This window comes from Candidatus Chloroploca sp. Khr17 (genome assembly GCF_004138165.1).
Classification (GTDB): domain Bacteria; phylum Chloroflexota; class Chloroflexia; order Chloroflexales; family Chloroflexaceae; genus Chloroploca.
Genome location: NZ_RYFF01000017.1, coordinates 43,424 through 59,190, shown reverse-complemented (window position 1 = coordinate 59,190; position 15,767 = coordinate 43,424). Strand labels below are relative to the sequence as shown.

Genomic DNA, 15,767 nt, shown 5'->3' with positions numbered 1-15,767 from the left:
CAGCATCCTAAGTTGCCCACTCGATCTAGGCCCAATGCCTTGCAAAGAAGACCTCACAGGTCTGCTCATCTGCATTGGGACGCTATCATCAAGACCTGTGAGGTCGCTTCTCGTCCTTACTTTGCAAGATATTGGTTCTCGATTACCCTGGCGGAAGAGCTAATCTGGCGGATCAACCATGCTGACCGGATCGTTTTGCCAGTGCCGAATGATCGGCAGCATCGAGTTGGTCACGCCGGTAGTTAGACCCAGCCAGCTAAGGAGTGAGGCCACAAGAATGTCGAAGTGCCAGATATAGACACCAACCACACTGGTGATCCCAGGCATTACCGACGCCAGCAGATTGCGCCGCATCGTGGCATGAAGCTGGTCGGATAGCTCAAACAGCGTAACCAGACGGCTGAGGTTTTGGTCAAGCAAAATGATCTGGGCTGTGTCCATCGCCACGGTTGTCGCCCCGTGCAGTGATACCGAGACCTGCGCTTTCTTGAGGGCAATGGCGTCGTTGATACCGTCACCAACGAAGCATACTGATCGCCCCTCGGCATTCAACTGGTCGATCAGGTTGGCCTTTTCCTCGGGCAGCACCTCGGCAAAAAAGTGATCAATGCCCAATTCATGCGCCAGCCGTTGGGTGGGTTCGGCATGATCGCCCGAAATGATATACAGATCCAGGCCGCGCTGCTTGAGCTTCTGAACCATGGCACGTGCTTCGGGGCGCATGGTAGGATGCAGCTCAATCGCTCCAGCCAGGTGATCGTCTACGGCGACATAGACCAGCGACTGGCCCTGGGCATAACACTGCTGCTGCACGGTTTCAATCTGTGCGGGAATGGTGATGCCTTCGTGTTGCAGAAAGCGAGCACTGCCTACCCGCACGACCAACTCGTCGAGTTGCACGGTCAGGCCATACCCCAACGTGTAGGCGGCGTCGCTAATTGGAGGAATGGCAAGCTGACGTGCAGCAGCCGCATGCAGAATCGCTCGGGCGATTGGATGCGTCTGCTTGTACTCTGCGGCAGCGGCAAACCGTAGGATCGCATCGTCGCTGTACCCATTCGTCGTGTGGATCGCCCCTACGTGGGGTTGTTCCTGGGTCAAGGTACCGGTTTTGTCAAAGACCACCGTATCCACCGAGTAGACGAGTTCCAGGGCCCGCCCATCTTTGACCAGTAGACTATGATCGGCGGCCATCGCCAGGAAATTCAGCACACTCAGCGGTGCAGTCAGCCGGGTCTGATAGCCAATTGAGCATGTTATCGCCGCAGTTGCGCTCACCGGCCCCAACGCGACCAGCGTCACAAACCATACACCGAAGGTCAACGGAACACTATAATCGGCAATCAGCAGACCCTGAAGTTCGGTAGACGAACGATAGTCGGCGGTACGATCAAGCACCTTGCCAATCTGGGCCGCCACCGTATCACTCCCAGTCTTTTCGACCTGGATGTGGAGTGTGCCAGCCAGCAGGATGGTGCCCGCATAGACCGGAGCACCGGTATGTTTCTCAGCCGGCTGAGCCTCACCGGTCAGCATATGCTGATCAACACTGGCACTGCCGGTCACGATGATGCCGTCGATTGGGATCAACTCGCCGGGATGCACGATGATGCAATCGCCCACTTGCAATGAGTCGAAGGGGATTTGGACTTCGACTCCATTATGCACCAGCCAGACAAAGCGCGGCATCTCGCCGAGAATATTCGTCAGCCGTTTGCGCGAGGTGTCGCGGGTACGGGCCACAGCTTTGTTCGTCAGGCTGAAAACCACGCCGAATATCGCTAAGAGCAGGATCTGGCCAACGAGCAACCAGGAAGCGATCGCGAATGCACCCAAGAAGCGGACGCCGATCGTCCGTTTCTGGATCAACTCGTCATAGGCCTGCTGCGCAAAGTCAAGCCAGGCTAGCACCATCAGGAACACTGCCACCAGCATCAGCGGTTGAAAGAGGAGGGTGCCGATACTCGCTGTAACAAGCGCCACCGCTGCGCGCGTAATGCCCCGGTTCACAACCCGTTCTTCGGGGCGAATCTCTCGCTCTTTGTCATCGCCAAGGATCCGTACAAGGTATCCATGCGTACGTTGGTTCAGCAGTGGCCCAATATGGGTGCCAACCAGCGCCGCGCTAGCGTCATACAGATCATCAAGCAGCGGATTGATGGTGCGCTCTTGGACACGATCCAGAGCAGCGAAAACCGCATAACCGCCCTGTTTCAGCGCAGCCATCCCCTCAGGCGGCGGCAGACGCGGGGGGGTATCATCTGTCGCCAGAATCAGGTTGAACGAATGGCGGTCGCGCCACTGCTTATAGCTACGCACCCCGGCATAGGCCGCCCCGCGAGCGGCGAGGAATTCAAGCAGCATAATTAATGGAGTCCTTCTTCCCGCAGCAATGGCAGCAGAGCATGGCTAAGCCCAACAAACAGCGTCCCCTACGTGATCAGGATGTTGACTCGCTAGGCGCGGCCGGCGATGAAGATGAAGCATGCAAACTGATATAAAGCCGCGAAGTAGGCTAAGGCTCATCCTACTCGCCAAGCGCCTTAGAAACGCCTTGGCATCTGGGTCTTGGTTATGCGCACAGCGCATACCACCGCAATGAAAAAAGGCGTCTGGGAGAATCTGGTTCTCCCAGACCCTCTTATGTTCTCCTCACGTCGCAGTTGCACGCTCGGCGGTAGACAGCGTTCGCAGGTGCTTCTGCACGTCCAGCACGAACTTGCGGGAGAAGAAGTAGATCCACTGGATGCTGGAGATGAGGAGCGCTTGGCCCGAGATCATCAGCGTGATCGTAACAACGACGATCACAACCATCTGGGCACTCCGCCGCAAATCGCTAAAGCCATGCTCGATGATAACCCCCAGGTTGTAGATATCGAGCGGCAGGCCGAGCCACTTAACCGGGTCGAAGAGCAACGTACTGGCGAGATTCAGGCCGAGCGAGAGCGTTGAGAGCGTGTAATTCGTCTTGATCGCACGCTCTTCGCTCAGCGCCGTCACCTCATCGCTCTCAACAATGACGGCATAGGATTTCACCCGGCTACCGTCAGGCTGGATCAGCCAGGTGGGCGTCCGAACCTGTCTACGCTTGAGCAGGATGCGTGTACCGGCGACGATCAGGCCACCTGTGATCAAGATGGTTGCGGTAACCATTGCGACGTATCCTCCTGGTAGTAGTGCTCATGCTCAACCCGGGTGCGCACGTAGGTATGCATCAGCCGGGGGAGCGCAAAGCCTTCATGGGCGACGATCACCAGTGAGCGGCGCTTGAGACGCTGGAGCCCACTGAGCAGATCCGAGAGCCGGACAGGCAAGCTAACCTTGTTGCGGAGAGCATAGTGCAGTTGCGATGGCGCAAGGGCCTGGGTCACGCAGGCGAGCGTCGCAAGAATCATGCGCTCGAGCGGATCGAGCGCCGCAAACTCGTTGTCGAGCACGCTCCGCACGCTATCAAACAAGAACGTGTGGGCGTTGGTATAGTCAGCGAGGCGGCCAGAGCCATAGCTCTTGATCGTGCGCGCAGCGAGATGGAGGAAGAGCGGTGCGCCATCGTACTGCTCAGTCAGTCGGCGTGCAAGCAGCGAGCCTTCGATCAGACCATAGGAAGAGAGGAGGCCTTCAGCGGCCTCGTGGGGCAACCCACCGAGGCACAGCGAGTGGGTGACACTCGATGTGACTTCGAGGTAGGTACTAAGTGCAGGCATCTCGCGCCCAACCAGCAGCAGGCAGCTCTGATGCTCGCTTGCCACGATGCCCTCGATCAGCCGCCAGAAGGACTCGGCCCTGCCAGCCGTGAGCGGAGGCTCGGCCAGGCGTTCAAGATCGTCGAGCACGAGCAAGCAGCGCCGACGGCGCAACTGCGCGAGCAACAGCGCCTCGCGTGCCTCGTGCCGTGCGCCCTGATCTGGCTGTTCCCCGAGTTGACTCAGCCAGTCGTCGAGGAGTTGGTGCGCCGAGCGCAGGTCGCGGCACGAGTGCCAGAGGATTGGTGGGTTGCCCACCGTGCCAAACGCCCCCTTACTCTCGGCATGGGAGAACATCTGCGCAACGTAGCGGGCCAGGGCCGTCTTGCCCATGCCGACCCTGCCGGTGAGCATGAGCAGCCGACACTGTTCGCGGGCAATCCACTGATACAAGCGGTGCGCCTCCTCTTCGCGGCCGAAGAAGAGTGACGCCTCAGGGCGGTTCACCTGGGCTGGCGCAAGCTGCGGTTCACGCAGCGCCCACTCGGCATGCTGTCGCCCAGGCGCCCGCACCTGGTTATCACCTGGTCTGCGTAGCGGCGCCAGCGCCTTGATTCGTGCATAGATGGCCTGCGTCTCGGCGGTGGGCTCAATCGCGAATTCACTCCGTAGCGCACGCCGGCACAACTGGTACTGCATCAAAGCGCGCTCGCGCTCGCCCAGGGCTGCAAGCAGTTCCATCTGCAACTGGTGAGCCTTCTCGTTCCAGGGCTCAAGCCGCAGAAGACGCCGGGTAGCCTCCATGCCCTGCGGGTAAGCCTCCTCCTTGAGGGCCTGCACGGCGAGATCATGCAGGCTGTGCACGACAAGCTGATGCAGATGATCGCGCTGCCTGAGCATCCACTCCTCGAAAGCAGGCGCGTCTGACACATAGAAGCCGGTGAGAAAGTCGCCCTCGTAGAGCGCGAGCGCCTCGGCCATGGCCTTCAGCGATTGAGGGTGGTGATCGTCCTTGAGCACAGCGCAGAGGCGCTCGACGTCGAGCCAGGCCTGAGCGGCGGGGTTCAGGCCTACCATGTGCCGGGTGATGATCAGGTGATCGCCAAGCAGCGTACGCAGGATGGGCAGAATATTGCGCAGATTCTTCCGGGCTTGAGCATCCGGCATGTCGTACCAGAAGAGGCTCGCCAATTCATCGCGCAGGTGGTTGCGCCGGGTCATCGCCAGGTAGAAGAGCAGGGCCAGCGCTTTCTTGCTCGTAATCTCGCTGAGCAAGGTTCCGTTAAGGCGAACTTCCGGGGCACCGAGCAGTCTGAGGTAGAGCATGGTTTACCGCCACAAAACGAGCGTCAGGGTCGCAATGGTGACGCCCACAGCTAATAAAAAGATAGGCCGTATGCGCGCCTCGAGGCGCTCTGCCGCAGGATCCAAACCCGACGCACGCAACCGTGCGCTACCCAGCGCCACACCGCCGCAGAGCAGGGCTAGGCCAAAGTAGACGTAGAAGCTGTTTATGAGCGGGATGGTGGTGCCTGCCGCGCCTACCTGGCTGTTGAGCGCAGCCAGCGGCACGAGCCCGCCAAGCGCCGCGAAGACCGCGATCAGCACCCGCTCCTGGACGCGGTCGCTTGGCAGCAAGAGCGAACTGAAGAGGATCGCGCACAACACCAGTAGGGGCAGCACGGTGGTGGCAAACACGGGTAACGTGCGCCGTAGGGTGACTCCTGCCGTGAAGCCTGAAATATCGAGCCGCGCACTCAACTCGTCGCGTGTCGGGTCGCCGAGAAGCGAGTCGGTGCTCAGACCCGCACGCTGTGCGTAGATGCTGGCAACAGTCCATTCGCCGAGGTTACGCAACGCCTCTGGGTCAGCGATTCCGCCATCGACCATTGCGACGTCCGCCGTTGCACCGCCATCAAGCGGTGGGGTAGGCTCGCCGTCGCCCGTCTGGCGATCACGTGCATAGAGAATTTGCTCGGCGGTTGCATCGGCGTTGACGAAGCCAAGCGCCAGGTTCTGCTGATCGAAGGGAAAGCGTCGCAGGTCGGGCGCACTGCGAAACTCACCCCGCACGCGCCAGAGCCAGTACTCACTCCCGTCTTCCATAACCAACTGACGCACTGGCTGCTCGCGCTCAAAGGTGCCGCTCACCATGTCGGGGAAGCGCAGCTTGGTGGGATCGGCAACCCGAGCGCCATTGATGCGCGCAAAGCGCATCCATAGATAGAAGTCGGCGGTAAAGCGCGAGCCGCGCATATCGATCGACGTGAGTTCATTGATGAAGATCCCGGTATGGGCCACCAACTGAAGCCGAGCGTAGCGCCCAGGGCTGAGTTCAAAGATCGCACCCGAAGCCAGCTCGGTCGGGTCGGGCGTTAGCACCGTGACAATCTGCGCCGAGGCCGACTCGAAGTGCCCGCGGCGAAAACGGCCAACTCTGATCGCCAACTGGCGGCCCTTGCCCTCGTCAAACCAGACGGGCCCGAGCAGGCCGGGCAGCGCCTGCTCGGGGCTGTTGAGGCCACGCAGATAGACCCCCAAAGCCTCGCGCCGCGCCGGCAGGTTGCGGCTGATCGCCGGGTCGATTGCGGTAGCCCGTACCGCAGCTACGGCCAGCGTCGCCGCTTCGTAGCCAGAGACGGCTGACCAGTCCGGATCCTGTCCAAAGCGGGTTCGGTAGCGCTCAGCGAAGGCGAGGGTTGCGCCATTCGCCGAGTCAAGGATGAGTGGTGCCAGCGCGTAGAGCTGATTGGTAAAGAAGCCGGGCTGTTCGCTCTCTTCAGGCTGATTTTTCACTAGTTCGGTGAAGCTCTGCTTGCCAAACGAATCACCCCCAAGAAACGGCCCGCTCACACCGCGTCGGCGGAGGGCGATCAGAATGCGGGCACCCTCACGGTCGAGGGTCAGCAGAACGATTGCGGGAGGAGCGGGGTTCTGCGCAACCTGTTCGGCCATCTCGCTTGCCTGAATCGCATCGCTGAAGACGTAGTAGTCGGCCTGCAGTTCAAGCCCTGTGGCTGCACGCTCAAAGCCCTCACGCAGGGTCTGGCCGTATGACGTATCAGCGACGAAGACCGCCGCCTGCTTCTGACCAAGCACCCGCACAAGATAGTTGGCGAGCAACTCGCCTTGCTCGCTATTCTTGAAGAGCAACCGAAAGGTTGTCAGGTTTGACGTGATCTGGTCTGATGTCGCATTCGTCGGAAGGGCGACCATGTCTGCGGCCGCAAACGTCGGCCCAGTGGCAAGGGCGGTTGAGCTGAAAGCGGGTCCCAGCACTAGCAGCGCCTGGCTGGCCGCAATCTGCTCGGCCACGCCCCGCGCTAGCTCGCTGCTGCCCTCGTCATCGTAACTGGTGAGCTTGAATGGCGGACCCGATCCGCTGGCATTGGCTTCCTCGATCGCCATCTGAATGCCCTCTGAGGGCGGAAGGCCGCTCGCGGCCGCCTCGCCGCTGAGGGGCAACTGCACCGCGAGCTCGACGGCTCCAGCGGATGGGATCGGGATTGCCGATGGCACACGGTTGTAGATGAGCAAGCCCCCCCCACCGATGATGATCATGCCGGCTAGCAGCAGCAAGGCCTTTCGACGGCGTCCGACGCTCTGCGGTCGCAGGCGAACTGTGGTCGGTGCTGCGGCGGGTTTTTTACGGAACCAGCTTCTGCGCTGGTGCTCTCCGCCGGGTGGTCGCCGCTTGAACATCGGGAGGGAAGAAGCCTGCGCCTTGGTTGATCGACGGTACTCTGCAGAATGTCTGGCGCGAAGGACGCCAACAAGCGCACCGATGCTCAGCGCCACGAGGACTACGGCAACCAAATACACGATCACAATGCGCTCCTCCGGCGTTGTCAAAAGAGCCCCGCTAGCTGCAAGCCGCGTGCATTGCGTTCAAGTATATGGGGAGTGTCGTGAGGGCGGGATCGTTACAAATTGATGATTGACTAATGATGCTGCGGATCGAAAGAAGCGATCCGCAGCAGGGCGGCTCACCGACTGGTCTCGAGGATCACACTGGAGGGGAGCGCTAGGTTTTCAGGCCAGGTCGTGCTGGCATCGTAACGCACGCCGTTCAGCACCAGGCCAATGAGCGGTTCGCCGCCGAGCGCACCCTGCGCTTGCGCGTTTGGTACCACGGCCTGCCCAAGCCTGGCCCGGTGCATCCGGGCACCTGAGAAGATCACCCGTTCGCGGAACTGCGTGCTGACAAAGCTGGCACCCTCGATCCGTGCGCCGCCCATATTGGTACGGGTGATCGTCGCCTTATCGAACACGCATTCGCGCAAGTCGGCCCCCGAGAGCGTCGTTGTATCGAGCGTTGCCCCGATCATGGTCGCCCCGCGCAGGTTGGTACCCGACAGGTCGGTATTGCTCAAATTTGCGCCGGTCAGATCAACTTCGCGCAGATCCGCGCCCTGAAAGCTTGCGCCAGATCCCTCCGTCTCGTCGCCAAGCACACTCCCGGCGAGGTTCGCGCCTGCCAGGTTCGCGCCACGCAGGTTGGCGCCGACCAGGCGCACGCCGCTGAGATTGCTACCCGCAAGGTTGACATTGATCATGCGGGCCTGCTCAAGCGTCACGGCGGTGAGCACCGTAGTGCTCAGGTCGAGTCCCGTCAGGTTGGCCCCAGTCAGGTCGGCACTACTCAGGTTGGCCTCGGCCAGATTTGCGCCGGTCAGGTTGACTTCAGTCAGGTTCGCACCCTTGAGATTGGCACCCCGCAAATCTGCGCCGCTGAGCACTGCGCCGGCCAGATTCGCACCCGCCAATTCGGCCGCACGGAGATCGGCCCCAGCCAGATCAACCTGGGCAAGAGTGACACTATTGAGCTGCGCACCGCGCAGATCGACCCCTCTAAGGCTGGCGTTCTGCAGATTGACCTTTGTGCAATCTGGCGGGCAGCCCAGCGGAAGCTGAAACCGCGCCACACATCCGCTGAGCAACAGTAGTCCGGCGAGCAAGGCCAACAGATACAAGCTTCTGCTGATCACAAACACCTGCCTCACTTGTTCGCATCAGTGGCAAGCGCTGTTTGAAGGGCTGCCGCTGAGGTACGCAGAACGGTTTCGCTTGGTGGAAAGATGCCTATCTCCTGGCTGGCTGCATTCGCCTGCCGCAAATAGAAGGCGATAAAAGCCGCGACCTGGGGCTTCCTGCGCAACGTCGCGGTATCGGCGTAAAGATAGAGCGGCCGGGCCATGATGTAGCGACCCGCTTCGACATTCTGATAGTTTGCCGCCACACCCGCGACTCTGATCGTCTGGATCGCGTCGATATTCGCCTGAAAAGCGGCATAGTCCAGAAAGGCGATGCCATAGGGCGTGTTGGCCAGCGCCGCCCCGAGCGCGACCATATCGTCGCTCATAATGGTGTTGCTCGCCGAGCTCAGCTCCTCCTCGGTCACGCCAACCGTTTGCTCGAAGAAGGTACGCGCACTGGAACCGGCAGACGGCACAAAGCGCTCAATTGGCTGGCGCGGCCAGCGTGGGTTCACATCGAACCAATTTTTGGCGGTGAAGATCCGTCGCAACTCATCGAGTGAGGCATTCCTAAGAAACTCGTTGCGCGGATGCACCACAACCACAACCGCGTCTGTCCCGACCCGTAGGCCCACCGGTTCGTGCGCGTTTTCCGCACAAATGGCGCGCTCTTCAGCGGTGATGAGACGGCCGGCGTTCACAAGATCGAGATCACGCGCTTCGCACAGGCGGACGAGACTAGAGCCGGTATCCGTAATCGCGATGCTCAGCGTGCCGGGATATCCCGCTGCCTCAAACTTGTCGGCAATCGCACGGGTCAGCGGGTAGACCATCGCGCTGCCTGCCATCGCGATCGCCCCCTCGTAGCGAGCAGGGACAACGGTGCCGAGATCGATCCCGCCGACGTCGGACACCTCGGTTGTGACAGGCAGCACAAGCTCGAAGCCAAGCAGGCTCTCCAGAGCCGTCTTGCTATCGGGCGACCAAACGACCGTATCGTCAAAACGCACGCCCTTGAGCCGAGCATTGCGGAGCACCTGGTTGAACTCGTTTTCGCGCAGTGCCGCAAAAAGCGGATCAACCTGGAGATCAAGATCGGTGATGGTGCTTACCAGGAAGCGGGCACCGCTAATGGTGGCACCGCGCAGATCAGCGCCGTCAAAATTCGCCCCGATCGCGGCTACGCCACTCAGGTTGGCCCCATTGAAGACGACCGAGGCGAGGGTACTGCCGATGAGCGTTGCCCCGGCCAGGCTCGCGCCGGTCAAATCAGCCCCGGTGAGATCGACAAGATTGAGCCAGGCACCACTCAAGTCCGCCCCGCTCAGGTTAGCCCCGCTCAGGCTGGCCCCGCTCAGATTGGCCCCGCTCAGATTGGCCCCGCTCAGGTTGGCCCCGCTCAGGTTCGAGCCACTCAAATCAACCCCGCTCAGGTCAGTTTGGGCCAGATTGGCCTCTACCAGCAGCGCATCGGTGAGCAGCAGGCCATGCAAACTGACTGCGCCGCGCAAATCGACGCTGGTCAGATTGGCCCCGCTGAGATTGGCACCGCTCAAGTCGGCCCCAAACAAAGTTACGCCACGCAGATCAGAATTGCTGAAATTTGCCCCCACCAGCTCGGTGCCGCTGAGATCGGCGTTGAGCAGGATCGCGTCGGTGACGCTCGATCCCGAGAGGTCGGCCCCAGCGAGTGCGGCGCGCTCAAGCGTCGTACGCGCCAGATTGGACTCGACCAGATTGACCTCACTGAGATTGGCCCCATTCAGGGAACTTCCGGCCAGGTCGGCCCCCATACAATCGGGGGCACAGCGCACAGGGTTAAGCACCGTGACCAGACTCACGACGACAAGCGCGCCGATAATGACGGTAAGCTGGAAGAGGCGCCAGAGGATCAACCGCACGATCATTCCTCACTCTCTGCCTTGAAGTCGTGTCGGCTTCAGTTCACGCTGGAAGCACATGCCGACGAGGCTACCATACCGTACCACCGCCTTAAAGACGCCTTGAAACATGCGAAGCCTTGCCTAAAGGCCAACAGTATCTTTCAAAGAAGACCTCACAGGTCTGCTCGTCGGCATTGGGATGCCATCATCAAGACCTGTGAGGTCTGTTCGCGTCCTGCTTTGAAACGTATTGCACCTAAGGCGTTCTTAAGGCGATCGCCCACTATGCTAGACCATGCCGACTAGCAACGGGAGGATGAAGTGTTCCTTGAGATCATCGTCAATGCCATCAACATTATCAGCATGTTGGGCTGGACGGTCTTCATCATCTTTGGCTTGTTTACCTTTTTTCGTCTGCTCTTCCGCTATGGCCCGCGGAAAGCGTTGCGCTTTTTGCTCTCGTTGCCGGTGCTGATCACAGTGGTGCTCCTGATCGCCTTTAGCGGCCTGAGCTTTGCGGTACGATATGTGCCACCTGAAAACGTCGCCGTCGTGCCCTCGCTGCTCTCACCGCGCGGCATCAGACCCCAGGCCATGCGCCCGGGTTTTCATATGATCTTTCCTTTTATTGAGTCGACGATTGAATATCCGGCCTACTGGCAGACGTATACCATGGCGAGTGCGACCGAGGATGCCGATGCAGCCGACGACACCTCTATTCGCGCACGTACCAGTGATGGACAGGAGGTGTTGATCGACTGCTCGGTTATCTTTCGGATCGACCCGGTTCAAGCCGTACTCGTGCATGTAGACTGGCAGAATCGCTATCGCGACGACTTTGTGCGTACGGTGGTACGCGGCCAAATCCGCACCCAGATCTCGCAATTTACTGCCGAAGAGGTGAACAGTTCGGCGCGTCTCGAGCTTGAGGATTTGCTCAACGAGTTGCTGCGTGAAGAGTTACGCCGCAAGGGCTTCATCCTCGACCAACTCGTCATTCGTGATATCTCATTCTCAGCTGAGTTCGCAAGTGCGATCGAGCGCAAGCAGGTGGCTTTGGAAGATCAGATCGCGAGCCAATACCTGGCGCAGAGGCAACGTCTCCTCGCGGGGGGGCGTGCCGACGCGCTACTGATCGAGGCGCGGGCGCGGGCCCAGGCGCTCAAGGTGATCGGCGAAGCCCTGGCGACCAGTCCAGAACTGCTGAGCTACTACTACATCGAGCGCCTCGCACCCAACATCCAGGTGATGCTACTGCCTGCCGATCAGCAGTTCATTCTACCAATTCCCCAGCTCACCGCAACGAGTTCGGTCAGTGCAACCAATCCGCTTACGCCCACCGTCCCGCTGACCGACCTGAACACGCTCAATACGACGCTTCCGTTACCCGCTGTCCCCGAGTTCGACGACGCCGCATCGAGTGAACCGTAGATTATGTGAAGGAGTCGGAATTATGAGTCTTTTCATCTTTGGAAGCATTGTCGCCATCGTTAGCGTGATTACCGGCATCTATCTCGGCGGCCGCATGGCCGAGCGCGAGGAGCAAAAAAGCAAAGAACTGCCCGTGGCAGCACCAACTCCGGTGAGTGAAGCGACTTCAGATGCGCCTGCTGAGAAGCGCCGTTTCTGGTTTGGTGCTTCCAACCAATCCGAACAGGCCCTCCAGTTCCAAAAGTGGGCCAGCGCCAACCTCCCGAATGCCGAACTACGCACCTGGATCGACGGCCTCTCTAAAGAGCAGGTGAGCGCCCTGGCCGATCAACTCGCCCATTTCTGCACCAATCTCGGTTTCAACCTAGACTGGCTCACCAACCAGCGCCTGTCCGGCAACCCCAGCCTCGAGAAGGCGGCGATCGCGATTGTCAATCACTACTGTAGCGCCTGTTTTCAGGCTACCACGATCCAGGGCGATTTCGAATTCTTCAAGCAGGCGCTTGAGCTGCTCGATCAACCCTTCAGCCGCGAGCACAAGCTGATCACCCAGAAGATCTACGCTGATCTGGTACGGCGCGAGGCCGCCCCGGCGCTCTCACCCGATCTGATGGTCGCCAACGAGCAGGCTCGTCAGGAGCAGATCGGCGTTATGCTGCGCGAGGCCGCGACCAACAACTGGACGATCTTCATGGCCGTCTTTGAAGAGGCGAGCCGGGCCGATGGTGCGACGAAGAAGCCAAGTTGGGGCAGCAGTCTGCGCAACACCTTCCGCCGCCGCGAGCCGACATCTCACGCCGCTCCAGCAGCGAGCGCCGAACCGCAGGTCGTTGCGTCCAGCAATGAAACAGCCTGATCGATTCAGGCTTCTCCCCTGCTTGGGCACGACGTGAAGAAGCATTCGCGCCCCTCCTCTCCCGTGCAGGGAGAGGAGGGGCGCTTTCACATGCACCCGGCGGGCCTACGATAGCAAGCCCAACGTGCGCGCACGACTGACGGCCTCGCGGCGATTGCCCACCTCAAGCTTGGCGTAGATGTTTCTCGTATGGGTGCGTACCGTCGTCACCGCGATGATCAACTGCTCGGCGATCTCCTGGTCGGTGCGACGCTCTTGCAGCAGCAGCAGGATCTCTTGCTCGCGCTCGGTCAGCAACGCCGGTGCCGCAGCCGAGCCGACACTCAACTGCTGAACGGGGGAAGCGGGTACCGACAACAGCGCCTGGCCGTCGGCACACAGGCTGAGCAAGTGGGTGATATACGCACGATCCGGGTGATCAGGCAGCAACTGGTGCAGCAGTGGGGCCAGGGTTGGCCCGCAGTCCAGCAAGGAGCGCACGAAACCGCGTGGCGCAGCCAGAGCGACCACCCGTGTCAGCAGCACCAGGGCCGCCGCCACGTCGCTGCGGGCCTCATGCACCAGGGCAAGTTGCGCACCGGCGCGGATCTGCCCGAACAGATTGTGCGCCGCCTCGGCCTCAGCCACGTAGCGGCTCAGGTTCGCCTCAGCCTCGACCAGACTCGCGGGCGTCGCCTGGTGGATCTGCACGAGGGCGTGGTGCCAGCGGCCATGCCCCAGCCAGAAGGTGTGGCCCGCGTAGATCCGGGGATTGATCAGCTCCAGCTGCAAGCCGGCGCTGATCAGGTCGTTCCGCGCCAGCGCAAGCAGGGCGTCGAGCGCTGCCGCGAACGCAAACAGGTCACTGCGAGCGCGATCGCGGGCGAAGGCGCGCATCCGCTGCGCGTACGCGGCGGCCAGATCGAAATCGCCGCGCAGCAGTGCGATCTGCCCCAAACCGAGCAGACTGTCTTGATATACGTGCTCCTGCGCATGGTGCGGATAGCGGCTCGCACGAAGGAAATGATCTTGCGCAGCGTCGAGTTCGTTGCGCTCATAGTGATAGCGCCCGAGCAGGTAGTTCCCCCAGCAGAGGAAGAAGCGGTCGGTGCTGCTAGGATCCGTCACCATAGGGCTAATGTCGCGCTCGAAGGTGCCGAACTGTCCGGCGATATGGTAGTTATAGCCGAGCCCAAATAGGATCGTCATGCGGGCCGTGAGGGCCTGCGCATCGAACTGGCCTAACTCCTGGTGCATGAAAGCGATGCCGCCCGCACTATCGCCGAGATGAACCATGGCCACCGTATAGTGGATGACCGCGAGCGCAAAGATTTGCCCCCGCCGCCGCGGAATAAGCTGCAGCGCCTGTTGGGCATGGCGCTTCGCCGTGGTGTAGTTGCAAGCCCAAAGCGCGGCGATAGACTGGATCAGCGCGATGTCGCCGCGCAGTTCCTCGTCCTCCGCGCCGCTCGGGTGCGCCGCGCTCCTGGCTTGCCAGGCGCTGATCTGTTCGACGATCAGCGGGAGGCTCGTGAAGTTCAAGCGCACAAAGCTCACGAAGGCGCGGGCCAGCAGCAGGCGCGGGCGCTCCGCGATCACCGCCTCGGGCAGCAGCGCGAGCAGGGACGCAAGCCGGACGAGCCCGTCCTCGCGCTCAAGAAGCACGGCATAGCTCTGCTCGATCAGGCTGGCCGCCAGATCTGGATCACTGGCCTTGAGCGCGTGACTTACCGCCTCATCGATCAGCCCCTCCCCGGCAAACCAGGTGCTGCAGCGGCGGTAGAGCGCCACGATCCCGGCGTCGCCGACAAGTTCGTGAAGCCGAAAGACGAGCAGATCGCGCACCAGATGGTGATAGCGATACCAGACCTGCTCGTCATCGAGCGCCACCAGGAATAGCCCCCGCCGCTCGATCACGGCAACCGTCGCCCGGGCTACCTCCAGGGGCATGTCCTCCAGCAGATGCACACACAGCCCGGGGCAAAAGCGCTCGGGTAGCGCCGAGTACAGCAACACACGTTGCAGGTCCTCCGGCTGATCGTTCAGCACCTCGTCGAGCAGGTAGTCGGCAATGTGGCGGCTCGTCCCGCGCAGGCCCTGGGCTAGGGCGCGAACGTCGGGCGAGCTACGCAACGAGAGGCTGGCAAGCTGGAGGCCCACCGCCCAGCCCTCGGTGCGCTGGTAGATCAGGTCAACAAGCTCATTGGGCAGCTCGGTACGGAGACTCTCGCTGAGCAAGGCCCGCGCCTCGTCAGGCGTAAAGCGCAGGCTGGCGGCGCGCACCTCGCCGAGCATGGCTCGACCACGCAGGCGCCCCAGCACCCAGGGCGGCGAGGTGCGGCTGATCACGACCAACTGGACGTGGTCGGGCAGATAGGCAACCAACCAAATCAGAGCGTCATGGATATTCTGATCCGCAATCTGGTGAAAGTTGTCGAGCACCACGGCGAGGGAGGCGGGCAGATTGGCCAGATCGTTCGCCAGCGTAGCGGCAAGCTCATGCACCGGCGGGAGCGGTTGACTATTGAGCAGGGCCGCACTCTCGCTGCAGCTTGCAGGGCAAACTTGTTGGATCGCTGCGACGAGGTAGCGCCAGAAGTGCCCGACCGCGTTATCCTGCTCGTCAAGCGAGAGCCAGGCAAACGGCATCCCACTCTTGGTCAGCCACTGGATAACGAAGGTTGTCTTGCCAAAGCCAGCCGGGGCGACAACCAGGGTTAGCCGACGCACGGGTTGTTCGCCGAGTTCTGCCAGCAGACGCAGCCGTTCGACCAGGCGATTGGTTATGCGCGGTGGACTGAGTTTCGTGCGAATGAGGGGAGGGGCCATGATCATGCCTGACGTGAGCAACAAGGTCACTACGAGAAGTATACCATGGCCGCTGTTGACCACAATCGGCAAGGCCCAAGGTGGCTCAATGCAACCATGTTGCCCGACGCCACGATGAAACATGGTCTTC

The 15,767-nt window shown here is 61.0% G+C and carries 9 protein-coding genes; 2 read left to right on the top strand and 7 right to left on the bottom strand.

All coding sequences use genetic code 11. The features are described from left to right. Nucleotides 1–159 precede the first annotated feature (159 nt). From EKD05_RS12030 to EKD05_RS12005, 6 genes are all read right to left on the bottom strand, one after another. Entirely contained in the window at nucleotides 160–2,364 is a 2,205-nt protein-coding gene (locus EKD05_RS12030) for a heavy metal translocating P-type ATPase (protein ID WP_129672999.1), read from the bottom strand. Between the two features lie 288 nt (nucleotides 2,365–2,652). Further along, nucleotides 2,653–3,153 carry a hypothetical protein gene (locus EKD05_RS12025; RefSeq protein ID WP_129672997.1) on the bottom strand — a complete coding sequence of 167 codons (501 nt, stop codon included), beginning with the start codon at nucleotides 3,151–3,153 and terminating at the stop codon, nucleotides 2,653–2,655. Beyond that, complete coding sequence (locus EKD05_RS12020) at nucleotides 3,132–5,009, bottom strand: BTAD domain-containing putative transcriptional regulator (RefSeq protein WP_129672995.1); 1,878 nt, start codon at nucleotides 5,007–5,009, stop codon at nucleotides 3,132–3,134. The genes EKD05_RS12025 and EKD05_RS12020 overlap by 22 nt, the downstream gene beginning before the upstream one ends. A 3-nt stretch (nucleotides 5,010–5,012) precedes the next feature. Beyond that, the gene (locus tag EKD05_RS12015; RefSeq protein WP_129672993.1) at nucleotides 5,013–7,511 is read right to left on the bottom strand and encodes an ABC transporter substrate-binding protein; all 2,499 of its coding nucleotides are present in this window, start codon (nucleotides 7,509–7,511) and stop codon (nucleotides 5,013–5,015) included. A 158-nt stretch (nucleotides 7,512–7,669) separates the two neighbouring features. Further along, on the bottom strand, nucleotides 7,670–8,671 hold the full coding sequence (locus EKD05_RS12010) for a pentapeptide repeat-containing protein (RefSeq protein ID WP_165360708.1): 1,002 nt from the start codon (nucleotides 8,669–8,671) through the stop codon (nucleotides 7,670–7,672). Between the two features lie 11 nt (nucleotides 8,672–8,682). Beyond that, nucleotides 8,683–10,560 (bottom strand): pentapeptide repeat-containing protein, encoded by a 1,878-nt coding sequence (locus tag EKD05_RS12005; RefSeq protein WP_165360707.1) that lies wholly within the window; start codon nucleotides 10,558–10,560, stop codon nucleotides 8,683–8,685. A 303-nt stretch (nucleotides 10,561–10,863) separates the two neighbouring features. Here EKD05_RS12005 and EKD05_RS12000 point away from each other — a divergent pair, with 303 nt between their 5' ends. After that, nucleotides 10,864–11,973, top strand: coding sequence for an SPFH domain-containing protein (locus tag EKD05_RS12000; protein WP_129672987.1), 1,110 nt, complete (start codon nucleotides 10,864–10,866; stop codon nucleotides 11,971–11,973). A 22-nt stretch (nucleotides 11,974–11,995) separates the two neighbouring features. Further along, the gene (locus EKD05_RS11995) at nucleotides 11,996–12,829 is read left to right on the top strand and encodes a hypothetical protein (RefSeq protein WP_129672985.1); all 834 of its coding nucleotides are present in this window, start codon (nucleotides 11,996–11,998) and stop codon (nucleotides 12,827–12,829) included. A gap of 105 nt (nucleotides 12,830–12,934) precedes the next feature. On the opposite strand, the gene EKD05_RS11990 is transcribed toward EKD05_RS11995, so the two are convergent. Then, entirely contained in the window at nucleotides 12,935–15,760 is a 2,826-nt protein-coding gene (locus EKD05_RS11990) for a LuxR C-terminal-related transcriptional regulator (RefSeq protein ID WP_129672983.1), read from the bottom strand. Nucleotides 15,761–15,767 lie beyond the last annotated feature (7 nt).